Genomic DNA, 15945 nt, shown 5'->3' with positions numbered 1-15945 from the left:
ACTCAGCGAGGAAGGCAACCCCTGCCATGCGACTCGTCATGAACGAACCGGCCGAGAGGATGGACCGCCCCTACGCACGCCGCTGGTGGGCGCTCCTCGTGCTCTGCCTGAGCCTGCTGATCATCGTGATGGCGAACACCGCCCTCACCGTCGCCGCGCCCGACATGACCGAGGACCTCGGGCTGTCCAGCGCCGACCTGCAGTGGGTGATCGACGGCTACACCGTCCCCTACGCCGCGCTGATGCTGCTGCTCGGCGCGATAGGCGACAAGTACAGCCGCCGGGGCGCGCTCGTGCTCGGGCTGGTCGTGTTCGCGGGCGGCTCCGTCTTCGGCTTCCTCGCCGAAGCTCCACGACGGTCATCGCCGCACGGGCCGTGATGGGCGTCGGTGCCGCGATGATCATGCCCGCCACGCTGTCCCTGCTCGCCGCCACCTTCCCGCGCGCCGAACGGGCCAAGGCCATCACCCTGTGGACCGCCACGGCCGGGCTCGCCATCGCGGCCGGACCGCTGGTCGCCGGGGTGCTGCTGGAGGACCACGGCTGGTCCTCGACGTTCCTCATCAACGTCCCCGTCGCGGTCCTGGCCCTCGTCGGCGCCCTCGTCCTCGTACCGCCGTCCCAGGCCACCGACCGGGGGCGCATCGACTACGGCGGCGGACTGCTGTCGGTGGTGTGGATCGCCGCGCTGGTCTACATGATCATCGAGGGCCCGCACTTCGGCTGGGGAGTCAAGGCCGTCACCGCGGCGGTCCTCGCCGGCGCCGGGCTCGTCGCCTTCGTCCTGTGGGAGCTGCGCCACCCCCGCCCGCTCCTCGACGTCCGCCGCTTCACGGACCGCGGCTTCGCCGGCTCCAACCTCGCCGTCGCCCTGTTCTTCCTCGCGGTCTTCGGGGCCTTCTACTACCTGACGCAGCACCTCCAGTTCGTCCTCGGCTACGACGCCCTGGACACGGGACTGCGCATGCTGCCGCTCGCGGGTGCCGTGTTCGTGGGGGCGGCCCTCACCGGCTTCCTCACGCCCCGGCTCGGCATGAAGTGGACCGTCACGGCCGGCATGGTCGGCGGCACGGCGGCCCTGGCGCTGCTCACCCAGGTCGACGCCGGTTCGTCGTACGGCGGCTTCATCGCGCCCCTCGTCGTCCTCGGCCTCTCGATCGGGCTCGCGCTCTCGCCCTGCACGGACGCGATCATGGGGGCGTTCCCGGAGTCCGAGCTGGGCGTCGGCGGCGCCGTGAACGACACGTCGCTGGAGCTCGGCGGTTCGCTGGGCATCGCGATCCTGGGCTCGCTGCTGGCGACGTCGTACTCCGGCCACCTCTCGGACGCGACGGCCGGCAGCAAGCTCCCCGCCTCCTCCCTGGCCACGGCCCAGGACTCCGTCGGGGCCGGGTACGCCGTCGCCCACGGCATCGGCGACAAGGCCCGGCAGCTCGCCGAGCAGGCCGCGCACACCAGTGACCCCCAGCAGGCGGAGCGGCTTCGGTCGCAGGCCGAACAACTGGGCGGCGGCGCGCGGCAGATGGCCGACGCGGTCGGATCCGCGTTCTCCGACGCGGTGGCGCACACCAGCCTGATCGGAGCCGTGATCCTGGGCGCCGGCACGGTGGTGGTGGCGCTGCTGCTGCCCGGCAGGGCGAAGCCGGTGGACGAACCCGCCGGGGAGGACAAGGAACTGGAGTCGGCCGGGGCCCGCTAGTACTCGGGGAGCGTGCCGGGCGACGCGGGGCAGGCAGGACTCTTCGAACAGCACCCCCTGAGACCGGTCGCGAGGGAGGTGCCACCGCCGACGAGGCGGCAGGCGCCACACTCGTTCCCGGCCCCAGAGGGCGTCCGCGACGTCCCCCCTGCCCCGCGAAGTCCGGCGGTGCCGGGAGCGTGCGCCGGATGGCGCCGGGCCCGCTGTCCGGGCGGACGGCGCGATGGGGCGGCACCCCTGAGAGTGTTGCAGAAGGCTTGGTGTCGAGCATTTTGCCTGTCGGGTGGGGAGTTGAAGGCTGAGCCGGTGGGTGGAGATGTTCACCGGGTTGCCGGTGGGGCGCTTTGAGAAGCTGCTTCGGGTGGTGAGGGAGCGAGGCGGCAACGGCCCCGGTGGTGGCCGGCCGTGGTGTCTTGCGCCGGCCGGCAGCTCGCGCCGCTCTTCGGCTGCTCATCTGCCACCGTCTGCCGGCTCATCCGGTGCCTTGGCCCGCTGCTTGCGCTGGAGTCGGCGCCCAGGCCGGTACCGGGCACCGACCAGTCATGGATCACGGACGGCACCCTGGTCCCGGTCCGTGACCCGCAAGTCGCAACCTCCTGGCGCACCTACCGGTTCTCGGCGAACTCACGTAGCACACCTGAGTCCTTCGTCGATGCGGGTGCGCAGGGAGCGCAGCGCCTGCCTGAGCTCTGCCGGTTCTATGTCCGTGACGTCAGCGTCGAAAGTCAGGAGCAGTCCTGCCAGCCCCGCCCATGACCACGCGCCGAGCGTGAGTCGGCAGCTGGAGTCGGTGTCGTGCTCGACCGTCGACCCGCCTGGGGCGAACCGGGCGACCATGGGCGCAGGTAGCGCGACGAGCGCCGACCCGCAACATGGCCATTCCGCCAGGGTGTCGCCCCGGTCGTGCGTGCTCATGACGAATGCGACCGGATCGGGGTGGAGATGGGATTCAACCAGGGGGAGGGCGCTGAGCCTCGGTAGTCAGGCGCGGCCCGGCCCGGCCGCCTCGTCCAGTCGGGTCCTTTCCTCTTCGGTGAGCAGCAGGTCCGCCGCGGACGCCGAATCTCTGATCGTCTGCGGGCGGCTCGCCCCCGGGATCGGGACGACCACCGGGGACCGGGCCAGCAGCCAGGCCAGTCCGACCTGTTGGGGACTGACCCCGCGCTCCGCCGCCACCGCGTGAAACGCGGCGAAGCGCTGCTCCCCTTCCGTGCGCGACGGCCCGTCCAGGGAGCTGCGGGCCAGTCCGCCCAGCGGGCTCCACGGCAGGAACGCCAGTCCCAGTTCCGCGCACAGCCGCAGCTCCCGCTCGCTGTCCCGGACGGCGGGGGAGTACCGGTTCTGCACCGACACCAGCCGGTCGCCGAGGATCTCGCGCGCCCGGCGGATCTGGTCCGCGTCCGCGTTGGACACACCGGCCAGCCGGATCGTGCCCGCGTCGAGCAGCTCGCGCAGCGCGCCGACCGACTCCTCGAAGGGCACCGCGGGGTCGGGCTTGTGCAACTGGTAGAGGCCGACCGCCTCCACGCCCAGCCGCTTGCGCGACGCCTCGGCGGCTGCCTTGAGGTGGCGCGGGGAGCCGTTCACCGTCCAGTCCCCGCCCGCCGGGCGGCCGCGGCCACCCTTCGTCGCCACCAGGACGCCGGAGGTGTCACCGCCGTAGGTGGCCAGCGCGCGGGCCACCAGACGTTCGTTGTGGCCGGGCTCCGCGCCCGGCAGATGGTACGAGTCGGCCGTGTCCAGGAGGGTCACACCCGCGTCGAGCGCGGCGTGCACGGTGGCCAGGGCGCGCTCCTCGTCCGGCCGGCCCTCGATGGACAGCGGCATCGCCCCGAGCCCGACGGCGCTCACCCGCAGGCCGCCAAGTGTCCTGTACCGCATGTCAGTCGCCCTTCCCGAGCGTCTCGGCGACGGCCCGCGGCAGCCACTGCCGGGCGTCGGTGAAGGTGAAGCCGAGCCGGGCGGCCCGGGCGTTGTCCATGCCGTAGGAGCGGCGGAAGGAGAACGGCGAGACCTCGCCGACCTCCACGGGCCGGAACTCCGCCCGGCCGCCCGGGACATGAGCGGCCACCGCCGCGCACAGCTCCTCGGTGCTCAACGCCCCGGAAGACGCCGCGTTCACCGGCCCGGTGAAGTCCTCGCCCGCCGCCCAGGCCAGGAAGCGGGCGATCTCCTCGACGTACACATAGGTGGCCGGCCGGTTCGCCGCCGGCACGGCGATCGGCTCGCCGGTGCGTATCCGCTCGGCATAGTGGACCAGCCTGCCCGTGAAGTCGTCGTCCCCGCCCAGCACATGGGCCACCCGCACCGCCGCGTACGGGAACGCCGCGCCGCCGGCCGCGAGGACCGCCTCGGCCTGCCGCTTGCCCTCCCCGTAGTGGGCCTCCAGGAACGCGGGGTCGTCCCAGGGCTGATCGAGGTCGACGGCGACGGCGGACGGGTCGACGGCCTCCTCGCGCACGAGGGCGAGGGAGTCCTCGTACTCGTACACCTCGACCGTGGAGGTCATCACATAGCGCCGGGTACGGCCGGCGAAGACGCGGCGGGCGATCGCGGCCTGGCGCGGGGTGTAGCAGACCTGGTCGACGACCACGTCGAAGACCCGCGCGCCGAGCGCGCCGGTCAGCGACCTTTCGTCGTCCCGGTCCGCCCGCAGCGGCTCCACCCCGGCGGGCGGCGGGGAGGACCCCCGGTTCAGCACGGTGACACGGTGGCCTTCGGCGAGCAGCCGTGCGATCAGACGCTTTCCGACGTAACGGTTCCCGCCGATGACCAGTACTTCCAGGGCCTTTTCCATGGCCATAATTCTCCCGGCGTACATCCACGCTCTGAAGGGGGAACCATGGGAGTTCAGGCCGCCGTGCCGAAAGAACCACGGTATCTGCGCACTGCCGCCGACGAAACATCGGTGGCCTTCGACACGCTGGACCGGCAGATCCTCCAGCTGCTCCAGACCGACGGCCGGATCAAGCTCAGCGAGCTGGGCCGCCGGGTCAGGCTCAGCCCCGCGGCCGTCACCGAACGGGTGCGGCGGCTGGAGGCGGCGGGCGTGATCAGCGGCTACGGCGCCCACGTCGTGCCGGCCCGGCTCGGCTACGGCATCCAGGCGTTCATCCGCGTCGACCCGCACGGCGGCTACAACCTCAAGCACCCGAGGACCCTGGAGCTGATCGAGCGGCCCGAGATCACCGAGGTGCACCACGTGGTCGGGGAGGACTGCTGGATCGTCAAGGTGGCCGTCCGCGACACCGTGCACCTGGAGGAGGTCCTGGAGAACGTGTCCGCCCTGGGCCGCACCACGACCTCGATCGTGCTGACCTCCCCGGTGGAGCGGAAACCGCTGTTGCCTTGACGCCGGGGTCAAGGAATACGTTCGTGTGCATGCGAATCGGCGAGCTGGCCGCACGGGCCGGGACCACGACGCGGACGCTGCGGTACTACGAGTCGCGGGGGCTGCTGCCCGCGCGGCGCACCGGGAACGGATACCGGACCTACGACGAGAGCGATCTGCGGCTGCTCCGGCAGATCAGGACGCTCCAGGACTTCGGATTCGACCTGGAGGAGACACGGCCCTTCGTGGAGTGTCTGCGAGCCGGGCACCCCGAGGGCGACTCCTGCCCGGCGTCGCTCGCGGTCTACCGGCGCAAGCTGGACGAACTCGACGCGCTGATCGGCCAGCTGACCGGCGTGCGGGACACCGTCGCGCGGCAGCTGGCCCGGGCCGAGCTGGCCGCCGAGGCGGAGGTTCCGGGCGGCCCGGAACCCATATGCGAGCTGGGAGGGGACACAACGTGACCGGAGTGACCGAAGTGACCGATGTGACCGACGCGGACTTCGAGGCGGAGGTGATCGGCGCGGAGCTGCCGGTGCTGGTGGAGTTCACCGCCGACTGGTGCCCGCCGTGCCGGCAGATGGGCCCGGTGCTCAAGGCCCTCGCCTCCGAGGAGGGCGACCGGCTGAAGGTCGTGCAGCTGGATGTCGACTCCAACCCGGAGACGACCAACGCTTACAAGGTGCTCTCCATGCCGACGTTCATGGTGTTCCGCGGCGGTGAGCCCGTGAAGGCGATGGTCGGCGCGCGGGCCAAGCGGCGGCTGCTGGAGGAACTCGCCGACGTGCTGTGACACTGCCCCCGACACAAGGAAATCCCCCGAGCAATTGCGCTCGGGGGATTTCCTTGCGTATATTTGTTTGTTCGTGACTTCAAGTCGACTGAAGGCACGGTGAAGTTCAGTGAGCACAGTATATCGGGGCGGGAGTGGAATTGTCAAACACCGAATTTCCGGACGATGAATTGCGCCGGGAACAGGAATTCATCGACGAGTTGTACGCGCGCGTGGACGCGCTGCGCGGCGACGCCGAGACCTCCGTCACGGACGCTCTCGCGCAGGGCGACACCCCCATGCAGGCCAGACTCGAGCGGGACATCCTCGTGGCCGAGCGCTCCGGGCTGCTCGCCGCCCTGAACGCGGTCGACGGCTCCCTGTGCTTCGGCCGGATCGACCTCACCTCGGGCGTCACCCATCACATCGGCCGGATCGGGCTGCGCACGGACGACGCCGAGCGCACCCCCGTCCTGATCGACTGGCGCGCCGACGTCGCCCGGCCCTTCTACCTGGCCACCGGCCACACCCCGATGGGCCTCAGGCGCCGCCGGCACATCGCCACCGACGGCCGCAGGGTCACCCAGCTGCACGACGAACTCCTCGACCTCGGCGACCGGACCCGCACCGGCCATGAGGACCCGACGGGCGACGCCGTCCTGCTCGCCGCCCTCGACTCCGCGCGCACCGGCCGCATGAGCGACATCGTGCAGACCATCCAGGCCGACCAGGACCGCATCATCCGCGCCCCGCACCGCGGCGTGATGGTGGTGGAGGGCGGCCCGGGCACCGGCAAGACGGCCGTCGCCCTGCACCGCGCCGCCTACCTGCTCTACGAGCACCGGGAACTGCTCGCCAAGCGGGCGGTGCTGATCGTCGGGCCCAACCCGGCGTTCCTCGGCTACATCGGCGAGGTGCTGCCCTCCCTCGGCGAGACCGGCGTGCTCCTCGCGACCGTCGGCGAGCTGTACCCCGGCGTGAGGGCGACCGCCACCGACCCGCCCGAGGCGGCCGCCGTGAAGGGCCGCGCCGGCATGGCCGACGTGCTCGCCGACGTCGTCCGCAGCCGGCAGGCGCTGCCCGACCCGGTGATCGCCATCGAGCACGACCGCGAGGTCCTCATGCTCGACGACGGCCTGGTGGGCGTCGCGCGCGAGCGCGCGCGTGCCGCCAAGCTGCCGCACAACGCCGCCCGCGAGCACTTCGAGGGGCACATCCTCAACGCCCTCACCGATATGTACGCCGAGCGGATCGGCACCGATCCCTTCGACGGGTCCAGCCTGCTCGACCCCAGCGACATCACCCAGATCCGTGACGACCTCGCCGAGAACCCCGAAGTCTGGTCCGCCATCGACCAGTTGTGGCCGGTGCTCACCCCGCAACGGCTCGTGGCCGACTTCCTCGCCGCCCCGGAGGAGTTCCTGCCCCCCGCGGACGCCGACGCCGTACGGCGCCCCGTGACCCGGCGCTGGACGGTGGCGGACGTGCCGCTGCTCGACGAGGCCGCCGAACTCCTCGGCGAGGACGACCGGCTCGCCCGCGAGCGCGCCCAGCGCGAGCGGGAGCAGCAGATCGCCTATGCGCAGGGCGTGCTGGAGGTGTCGTACGCGTCCCGAACCTACGAGTTCGAGGACAAGGAGGAGGGCGACCCCGAGAGCTCCGAGGTGCTGTCCGCGCACGACATCATCGACGCCGAGCGGTTCGCCGAGCGGCACGAGGAGGACGACCACCGCAGCGCCGCCGAGCGAGCCGCCGCCGACCGCACCTGGGCCTTCGGGCACATCATCGTCGACGAGGCGCAGGAACTGTCGCCGATGGCGTGGCGGCTGCTGATGCGGCGCAGCCCGACCCGCTCGATGACCCTGGTCGGCGACCCGGCCCAGACCGCGGAGGCCGCCGGGGTCGGCTCCTGGTCGGACATCCTCTCCCCGTACGTCGAGGACCGCTGGGAGCACACCCGCCTGGGCGTCAACTACCGCACCCCGGCCGAGATCATGGACGTCGCGGCGGCCGTGGTGCGCGCCGAGCACCCCGGGTTCGAACCGCCCAGCTCCGTCCGCTCCACGGGCGTGCGCCCCTGGGCCCGCGCCACCGACGACCTCCCGGGCGCCGTCGCCAAGGCGGTCGAGGAGCTCACCCCGGCCGAGGGGCGGCTCGCGGTGATCGCGCCGCGCGACCTGCACCGCGGTATCGCGGCCCGGCTGGAAGGCGTCACTGCGGGCGCGGAACCCGACCTCACCCGGAACGTCGTCCTGCTCGACCCGCGCCAGGCCAAGGGCCTGGAGTTCGACTCCGTTCTGGTGGTCGAGCCCGGCCGGTACGGCACCAGCGATCTGTACGTGGCTTTGACCCGGGCCACCCAGCGGCTGGGCCTCCTGCACACGGGGGAACTGCCGAAGGCCCTGGCCGAGGCTTTCGGGTAGCGAAGCGGCCCCGTACCCGCCCCCTTGGGCCGGGTGCGGGGTCGTCTATCCCAGCAGCGACTTCGGATCCCGCAGGGCGTGCCACAGCCCGGCGGCGAGCGGTACGACCGTCAGGGCGAAGAAGACCCAGAACAGGAACTCGGCCCCGGGCGCGAGCTCGTAGACGGTGCCGTCCTCCCACACGCAGTAGGCCCGCGGCGGAAACGGGGTGGAGACTCCCGATACCTTTCCGCTCCCGATGACGCCCTCCTGAAACGGTTCCCTGGGGCAGGGGGCGGTCTCCGGGAAGAGGACGGGGTCGTCCGCCGCCATGATGAACAGCCACGTGGCCGCGGTGAGCGGCACCGCCCAGAAGACCGACGTCTTCACCCACAGCGGCAGCAGCGGATGCGCCAGCAGCCCCCGCAGCGCGACCCAGCCGACGACCAGCCCGGCGAAGACGGGCAGCAGCATCATGACGTCACGGCCGCCTCGCGGGCCCGGAGCTCGCTCGCGTAGCCCGCGCCGATGACGAGCAGCGCGGCGGACAGGGCGAGGGACGCGCTCGCCCAGTTCATCCACACGTAGTCCGGATCGCCGGCGTAGACGGAGCCGTCCTCGCGGACGCAGTCGAAACGCAGCGGCAGGTACGAGGACCGGTGGTGGCTCAGGCCCTCGACCGTGGCCGGGTCGAAGCCGTCGCGGCAGGCCGGGGCGGGCATCGAGTTCGCGCCGTCACCGAAGGCCTGCTCCGACATCAGCACGGTGAAGGCACCCTGCGAGTACACGGCCGCCGCCGCCCACGCGGCCGCCCCCGCCGCACGGCGCATCAGATGCACCGGCCACGGCCGGGGCCGCCCGGGCAACGCCATCGCGACGACACCCGCCGCGGCGACGAGTGCGCCGACGGCACAGGCCGCGGAGATGCCGAAGCCCATCAGCGCGGCTGGATCTGCGAGGTGAACGGGACGGCACGCATACGGACACCCCACCAGCACCCGCCCGGACGGGCTGTGACGGAGGCCATACCTCCGGTCACAGCCCTGTCACAGGAGCCCCGGCCCCCCTATGCCGGCCGGAGCCACACCGTCGCCAGCGGTGGCAGGGTGAGGCGGATGCTGGCCGGGCGGCCGTGCCAGGGCTGGGGTTCCGGTTTGACCGGGTGGGGGTTGGTGACGTCGCTGCCGCCGTAGCGGGCCGCGTCGGTGTTGACGGCCTCGTGCCAGGCGGGGACGTCCTCCGGAACGCCCAGGCGGTAGTCCTGGCGGGTGACCGGCGCGAAGTTGGACACCGCCAGCACCGGGGTGCCCTCCGGATCCAGCCGCAGGAACGCGACGACGTTGTCGTCGGCGGCGTCCCCGACGATCCACTCGAAACCGGCCGGGTCCGTGTCCAGGCGCCACAGCGCCGGGGTCGCCCGGTAGACGGTGTTCAGGTCGCGCACCAGGTCACGCACGCCCCGGTGGTCGGGCTCGGCCCCGTAGCCCGGGTCCAGCAGCCACCAGTCGGGGCCGTGCGCCTCGGACCACTCGGCACCCTGCGCGAACTCCTGTCCCATGAACAGCAGTTGCTTGCCCGGGTGGGCCCACATGAAGCCCAGGTAGGAGCGCACCCCGGCGCGCTGCTGCCACCAGTCGCCGGGCATCTTCGACACCAGGGAGTGCTTGCCGTGCACGACCTCGTCGTGGGAGATCGGCAGGACGTAGTTCTCGCTGTAGGCGTACACCATCGAGAACGTCATCTCACCGTGGTGGTACTTGCGGTGCACCGGCTCGTGGCTCATGTACTGGAGCGAGTCGTGCATCCAGCCCATGTTCCACTTCAGCCCGAACCCGAGGCCGCCGAAGCCGCTCGGGCCCTTGTGGTGGGTGGCCCGGGTGACGCCGTCCCAGGCGGTGGACTCCTCGGCGATCGTGACCACGCCGGGCACCCTGCGGTACACCGTCGCGTTCATCTCCTGCAGGAACGCCACCGCGTCCAGGTTCTCCCGGCCACCGTGCTCGTTGGGCGTCCACTGGCCCGGCTCGCGCGAGTAGTCCAGGTAGAGCATCGAGGCCACCGCGTCCACGCGCAGGCCGTCGATGTGGAACTCCTCGCACCAGTACACGGCGTTCGCGACGAGGAAGTTGCGCACTTCGTTGCGCCCGAAGTCGAACTCCAGCGTGCCCCAGTCGGGGTGCGCCGCCCGCAGCGGATCCGCGTGCTCGTACAGCGGCCGGCCGTCGAACTCGGCCAGTGCCCAGTCGTCCCGCGGGAAGTGCGCCGGCACCCAGTCCATGAGGACGCCGATACCGGCCTGGTGCAACTTGTCGACCAGGAACCGGAAGTCGTCCGGCGTGCCCAGCCGGGCCGTCGGAGCGTAGAAGCCGGTCACCTGATAGCCCCAGGAGCCGCCGAACGGATGCTCCGCGACCGGCATCAGCTCCACATGCGTGAAGCCCAGGTCCTTCACGTACCCGGGAAGCTGCTCGGCCAGCTGGCGGTACGTCAGGCCGGGCCGCCAGGAGGGCAGATGGATCTCGTACACCGAGAACGGCGCCTCGTGCGCCGGGGCCTCGGCGCGCCGGGCCAGCCACTCGGCGTCGCCCCACTCGTACTGCGAGGACGTGATGACCGACGAGGTCGCGGGCGGTACTTCCGTGCGGCGGGCCATCGGGTCGGCACGCATCGTCCTCGAACCGTCGGGCCGGGTGATCTCGAACTTGTACAGCTCGCCCTCGCCGACGTCCGGCAGGAACAGCTCCCACACCCCGGACGAACCCAGCGACCGCATGACGTGGCCGGTGCCGTCCCAGAAGTTGAACGTGCCGGCCACGCGCACACCGCGCGCGTTCGGCGCCCACACCGCGAACCGGGTGCCGGTCACCCCCTCGTGGGTCATCGGGTGCGCGCCCAGCGCCGTCCACAGCTCCTCGTGCCGGCCCTCACCGATCAGGTGCAGGTCGAGGTCGCCCAGCGTGGGCAGGAAGCGGTAGGCGTCCTCGGTCTCCAGGACCGTCCCCTCGTACTCCACGACCAGCCGGTAGGCGGGGACCTCGCGCAGCGGCAACAGGCCGGAGAAGAACCCCTCGCCGTCGGCGTGCAGCTCGGCGCGCAGCTCCCCGGCGACGACGGTCACCGACAGGGCGTAGGGCCGGAACGCCCGGAAGGCGATACCGCCGGGCACCGGGTGCGCCCCGAGCACCGAGTGCGGGTCGTGGTGCGTACCGCCGAGCAGCCGCTCGCGGTCCACCGCGTCGACGGCGGGTGAGACGGCGACCTCCATCTCCGGAGGGGCGACCTGGGCGGAGGCGGCCGGCTCGGCGGAGGCCGTCCCGATGAGCGCCTTGCCCGCGGGCGCCTTCTTCGCGGGGGCCTTGGCGGTGGTGGCCTTCTTGACGGCCGTCTTCGTGGTGGCCGCCTTCTTGGCCGTCGTCTTCGGCGTGGCCGCCTTGGTGGCCGGTGCCTTCGAGGCCTGGGACTTCGCAGCCGTGGCCTTCGTCGCGGCGGCCTTCTTCGTGACGGCCTTCTTGGCGGCGGCCTTGACGGGCGCCGCCTTCTCGGCCGGCGCCTTCTTCGCGGCCGTCTTCGCCGGCGCAGCCTTCTTCGCCGCCGCCTTCCCGGGCGCCACCGCCTCCTCGGGAGCCGCCTTCTTGGCCACCGCCTTCTTCGCCGTCGTCTTCGCCGGCGTCGCCTTCTTGGCCGTGGCCTTCACCGCCGGTGACTGCGCGGCGGGCGTCTTCTTGACGGCGGCCTTCTTCGCGGCGGCCGTCTTCTTCGCCGCCGCCTGTTTCGGCACCGCCGTCTTCTTCGCGGCGCTCTTCTTCTGCGCGGCCGTGGGCTGCTCGGGGATCTTCTCCCCGGCGGTGCCCTTGGGATGTGAACCGCTGGACTCAGGACGGGGGGTCACGGGCGGAGCCTCCAGGACGAGGGTCGGTCAGGTCAGGTGGCCGGACGAGGCGAGCCGGTCTATGGCGGCCAGGGGCACCGGCAGCCAGTCGGGGCGGTGCCGGGCCTCGTACACCACCTCGTAGATCGCCTTGTCCGTCTCGTAGGCCCGCAGCAGCACCGGGTCGGTGCGCGGGTCGAGGCCGGAGGCCTCCGCGTAGCCGGAGCAGTACGCGGAACGGCAGGTCTCGGCCCAGTCCGGCCGGGGAGGGTCGGCCGAGCGCGCCGCGTAGTCGAAGGACCGCAGCATGCCGGCGACGTCCCGCACCGCCGGCTGCGGCATGCGCCGCTCGGCGAGAGGCCGGGCCGGCTCCCCCTCGAAGTCGATCAGCCACCACTCGCCGGACGGCGAGCGCAGACACTGGCCGAGGTGCAGATCGCCGTGCACCCGCTGCGCGGTCCAGGTGCGGCCCTCGGCGGCGAGATCGCCCAGCGCCGTGAACGCCGACCGCAGCCCACCGGCGTACGACCGCAGCGCGGGCACCGCCTGGACGGCCGCGTCCAGCCGCTCGATCATGCCGTCGACCATCATCTGGAGCTGCATGTGACCGAGCGTGACGGTCGGCAGCGCCCGGGCCAGCGCGGTGTGCACCTCGGCGGTCGCCCGCCCCAGGGCCCGCGCCTCGGCGCTGAAGTCCTCGCCCTTGGCCAGCTCGCGCAGGGCCAGCTCCCAGCCGTCGGAGGCGCCCTGCAGGAACGGCTGGAGCACTCCGAGGACGTACGGCTGGCCGGCGGGGTCGCCCGGACCCGCCGTGACGACCGGGTCCGCCGTGGGGGAGATGTCCGCGACCATCCAGGCCGTCGGAGCGGGAACGCGGGGGCACCCCTCGCGGGCCAGCGCGAGCGGCAGCTCCAGATCCGGGTTGACCCCGGGCACGATCCGGCGGAGCAGCTTCAGGATGAACGTATCTCCGTAGATGATCGACGAGTTGGACTGCTCGGCGGTGACCACGCGCGGCACCAGCGGGGAGCGGATGTCCTGCCCGGCGTCCCGGTCGAAGCGGAGCCTGCCGATACGGGCCCGGGTGCGCAGCGCCTCCAGGAGCAGCTCGGCCGGCCTGGTGTCGTGCAGGGCGTCGTAGAGGGTCCGGCCGGCCAGCGGTCCCGTCGGCACATGTCCGATCAGCGCGGGCGCCAGCCGAGGCGGCAGCGCCTCGCGCACGCCTATCAGCAGCTGGTAGCAGTCACCGGGGTGACCCGGCGCACCGTGGGAGGGCACGACGGGCTGGTGGGCGCGGACGAGCAGGTGGTACAGGCCCAGCTTGGACGTGGCCGGGAGCAGCTCGGTCGCCTCGACCAGCGTGAACCCGGTGACCGGCCGTCCCTTGCCGGCGAACCAGCGCTGCCGCGGCAGCCATTCCCGTAGCAGCGGATCCAGGGAGGCAAGAAGGCCGGGCGGGGTGGTGACGGTGCGTGTGACGGCTTCCGACATGGCGTCGCGTCCTTTCACCCATGTTTGGTGCGCCTCCGGCGCCTGCGGCCGGCCCGGACGGCGCCCCTCCGGCTCACGCGGGTGGGCGGGGTGTTACTGATGCGTGCCCCGGGCGGGGCGGAGGAAACGCCCCGCCGCCGGGGTTTGCCGCCCGCCCCGCGCATCAGGCTTCAACAGGCCTTTTCAGGCCTCACATGGTTTCCTTGCGAAGCCTGAACCAGTAGAACCCGTGGCCCCCGAGCGTCAGCAGGTACGGCAGTTCGCCGATCGCGGGGAAGCGGACCCCGCCGAACAGCTCCACCGGGTGCCGCCCCTCGAAGGCGCTCAGGTCCAGTTCCGTGGGCTGCGCGAAACGGGAGAAGTTGTTCACGCACAGCACCAGGTCGTCCTCGTACTCCCGCAGGAACGCCAGCACCGCCGGGTTCGTCGACGGCAGCTCGGTGTACGAGCCGAGTCCGAAGGCGGGGTTCTGCTTGCGGATCTCGATCATGCGGCGGGTCCAGTGCAGCAGCGAGGACGGCGAGGCCATGGACGCCTCGACACTCGTGACCTGGTAGCCGTAGACCGGGTCCATGATCGTGGGCAGGAACAGCCGCCCCGGATCGCACGAGGAGAAGCCGGCGTTGCGGTCCGGGGTCCACTGCATCGGCGTGCGCACCGCGTCGCGGTCGCCGAGCCAGATGTTGTCGCCCATGCCGATCTCGTCGCCGTAGTACAGGATCGGCGAGCCTGGCAACGACAGCAGCAGGGCCGTGAACAGCTCGATCTGGTTGCGGTCGTTGTCCAGCAGCGGGGCCAGCCGCCTGCGGATGCCGATGTTGGCGCGCATGCGGGGGTCCTTGGCGTACTCGGCCCACATGTAGTCGCGCTCTTCGTCGGTGACCATCTCGAGCGTGAGCTCGTCGTGGTTGCGCAGGAAGATGCCCCATTGGCAGTTCGACGGAATGGCCGGTGTCTTGGCCAGGATTTCCGACACGGGGTAGCGGGACTCGCGGCGTACCGCCATGAAGATGCGCGGCATGACCGGGAAGTGGAACGCCATGTGGCACTCGTCGCCACCGCTCGGGTAGTCGCCGAAGTAGTCGACGACGTCCTCGGGCCACTGGTTGGCCTCCGCCAGCAGCACCGTGTCCGGGTACTGCGCGTCGATCTCCTTGCGCACCCGCTTCAGGAAGTCGTGCGTCTCCGGGAGGTTCTCGCAGTTGGTGCCCTCCTGCTGGTACAGGTACGGCACCGCGTCCAGCCGGAACCCGTCGATGCCCAGGTCCAGCCAGAACTTCAGTGCGGAGATCATCTCCTCCTGCACGGCCGGGTTCTCGTAGTTGAGGTCCGGCTGGTGGGAGAAGAAGCGGTGCCAGTAGTACTGCTTGCGGACCGGGTCGTAGGTCCAGTTGGAGGCCTCGGTGTCGACGAAGATGATCCGCGCGTCCTGGAACTGCTTGTCGTCGTCGGCCCACACGTAGTAGTCGCCGTAGGGTCCGTCGGGGTCCTTCCTCGACTCCTGGAACCACGGGTGCTGGTCGCTGGTGTGGTTCATGACGAAGTCGATGATCACGCGCATGCCGCGCTGGTGTGCGGCGTCGACGAACTCCACGAAGTCGGCCAGGTCGCCGAACTCCGGCAGTACGGCCGTGTAGTCGGAGACGTCGTAGCCGCCGTCGCGCAGCGGGGACTTGAAGAACGGCGGCAGCCACAGGCAGTCGACGCCCAGCCACTGGAGGTAGTCGAGCTTGGCGGTCAGGCCCTTGAGGTCGCCGACGCCGTCGCCGTTGCTGTCCTGGAACGAGCGGACGAGCACCTCGTAGAAGACGGCGCGTTTGAACCACTCCGGGTCACGGTCCCTCGCGGGAGTGTCCTCGAAGGTGTCCGGAACGGGTTCGTTGACGATCATGTTGTGGGTGACCCTCCGATCTCCGGGGTGGACGGTCGCAGAACCGTGAAGACGTGCGCGGGCCTGCGGCCCGGTTCGAGGCGCACATAGTTGGCCCTGCCCCAGTGGTAGATCTCACCGGTGAGCTCGTCGCGTACCGGCACCGACTCGTGCCAGTCGAGGCCGAGTTGCGGCATGTCCAACGAGACCGTGGCCTCCTGGGTGTGGTGGGGGTCGAGGTTCGCGACCACCAGAACCGTGTTCGAACCCTTCCGCTTCGAGTAGGCGATCACCGCTTCCTGGTCGGCGTGGTGGAAGTGCAGGTCGCGCAGCTGCTGGAGGGCCGGGTTCTCCCGCCGGACGGTGTTGAGCCGGGTCAGCAGCCCGGTGATGGTGCGGCCCTCACGTTCGGCCGCCTCCCAGTCACGGTGCCTGAGCTGGTACTTCTCCGAGTCCAGGTATTCCTCGCCGCCCTCCTTCAGCGGGGTGTTCTCACACAGCTCGTAGCCGGA

At 71.4% G+C, this 15945-nt stretch carries 12 protein-coding genes and 3 pseudogenes; 6 read left to right on the top strand and 9 right to left on the bottom strand.

Annotated elements, in window-relative coordinates; translation table 11 throughout:
• Positions 1-26 precede the first annotated feature (26 nt).
• Both ACIQHQ_RS14050 and ACIQHQ_RS14045 read left to right on the top strand, forming a co-directional pair.
• A pseudogene (locus ACIQHQ_RS14050) lies at positions 27-1699 on the top strand (DHA2 family efflux MFS transporter permease subunit).
• 276 nt (positions 1700-1975) lie between these two features.
• Positions 1976-2323 (top strand): annotated as a pseudogene (locus ACIQHQ_RS14045) (IS5/IS1182 family transposase); the annotation flags it as partial.
• On the opposite strand, the gene ACIQHQ_RS14040 reads toward ACIQHQ_RS14045, so the two are convergent.
• From ACIQHQ_RS14040 to ACIQHQ_RS14030, 3 genes are all read right to left on the bottom strand, one after another.
• On the bottom strand, positions 2324-2614 hold the full coding sequence (locus tag ACIQHQ_RS14040) for a WYL domain-containing protein (RefSeq protein WP_402612198.1): 291 nt from the start codon (positions 2612-2614) through the stop codon (positions 2324-2326).
• A gap of 66 nt (positions 2615-2680) precedes the next feature.
• A complete protein-coding gene (locus ACIQHQ_RS14035; protein ID WP_402612197.1) occupies positions 2681-3580 on the bottom strand; it encodes an aldo/keto reductase in 900 nt (299 codons plus the stop codon).
• A 1-nt stretch (position 3581) separates the two neighbouring features.
• The gene (locus ACIQHQ_RS14030) at positions 3582-4496 is read right to left on the bottom strand and encodes an NAD-dependent epimerase/dehydratase family protein (RefSeq protein WP_402612196.1); all 915 of its coding nucleotides are present in this window, start codon (positions 4494-4496) and stop codon (positions 3582-3584) included.
• Positions 4497-4541: 45 nt separating this feature from the next.
• Here ACIQHQ_RS14030 and ACIQHQ_RS14025 point away from each other — a divergent pair, with 45 nt between their 5' ends.
• The 4 genes from ACIQHQ_RS14025 to ACIQHQ_RS14010 all read left to right on the top strand — a co-directional run bounded on the left by ACIQHQ_RS14025 (position 4542) and on the right by ACIQHQ_RS14010 (position 8225).
• On the top strand, positions 4542-5051 hold the full coding sequence (locus ACIQHQ_RS14025; RefSeq protein WP_402612195.1) for an Lrp/AsnC family transcriptional regulator: 510 nt from the start codon (positions 4542-4544) through the stop codon (positions 5049-5051).
• Positions 5052-5080: 29 nt separating this feature from the next.
• Positions 5081-5494, top strand: coding sequence for a MerR family transcriptional regulator (locus ACIQHQ_RS14020; protein WP_402612194.1), 414 nt, complete (start codon positions 5081-5083; stop codon positions 5492-5494).
• A 14-nt stretch (positions 5495-5508) separates the two neighbouring features.
• Positions 5509-5823, top strand: coding sequence for a thioredoxin domain-containing protein (locus tag ACIQHQ_RS14015; protein ID WP_361302446.1), 315 nt, complete (start codon positions 5509-5511; stop codon positions 5821-5823).
• A 140-nt stretch (positions 5824-5963) separates the two neighbouring features.
• Positions 5964-8225, top strand: a complete 2262-nt coding sequence (locus tag ACIQHQ_RS14010) for a HelD family protein (RefSeq protein WP_402612193.1) — start codon at positions 5964-5966, stop codon at positions 8223-8225.
• A gap of 45 nt (positions 8226-8270) precedes the next feature.
• Here the strand turns inward: ACIQHQ_RS14010 and ACIQHQ_RS14005 are convergent, their stop codons facing one another.
• The 6 genes and pseudogenes from ACIQHQ_RS14005 to ACIQHQ_RS13980 all read right to left on the bottom strand — a co-directional run.
• A complete protein-coding gene (locus ACIQHQ_RS14005; protein WP_402612192.1) occupies positions 8271-8681 on the bottom strand; it encodes a hypothetical protein in 411 nt (136 codons plus the stop codon).
• Positions 8678-9142, bottom strand: a complete 465-nt coding sequence (locus ACIQHQ_RS14000; RefSeq protein WP_402612191.1) for a hypothetical protein — start codon at positions 9140-9142, stop codon at positions 8678-8680. Before ACIQHQ_RS14000 ends, ACIQHQ_RS14005 begins: the two co-directional genes overlap by 4 nt.
• A gap of 128 nt (positions 9143-9270) precedes the next feature.
• Positions 9271-12093 carry a 1,4-alpha-glucan branching enzyme gene (gene glgB, locus ACIQHQ_RS13995; protein ID WP_402612190.1) on the bottom strand — a complete coding sequence of 941 codons (2823 nt, stop codon included), beginning with the start codon at positions 12091-12093 and terminating at the stop codon, positions 9271-9273.
• Positions 12094-12120: 27 nt separating this feature from the next.
• The gene (locus tag ACIQHQ_RS13990) at positions 12121-13563 is read right to left on the bottom strand and encodes a maltokinase (protein WP_402612189.1); all 1443 of its coding nucleotides are present in this window, start codon (positions 13561-13563) and stop codon (positions 12121-12123) included.
• A 190-nt stretch (positions 13564-13753) separates the two neighbouring features.
• Positions 13754-15454 carry a maltose alpha-D-glucosyltransferase gene (gene treS / locus ACIQHQ_RS13985; protein ID WP_107455377.1) on the bottom strand — a complete coding sequence of 567 codons (1701 nt, stop codon included), beginning with the start codon at positions 15452-15454 and terminating at the stop codon, positions 13754-13756.
• Positions 15451-15945, bottom strand: a pseudogene (locus ACIQHQ_RS13980) (alpha-1,4-glucan--maltose-1-phosphate maltosyltransferase); the annotation flags it as partial. The pseudogene ACIQHQ_RS13980 and the gene treS, both read right to left, overlap by 4 nt.

It is taken from the genome of Streptomyces sp. NPDC092370 (assembly GCF_044755265.1).
Classification (GTDB): Bacteria; Actinomycetota; Actinomycetes; order Streptomycetales; family Streptomycetaceae; genus Streptomyces.
This window is presented reverse-complemented; position numbering and strand designations above follow the sequence as displayed.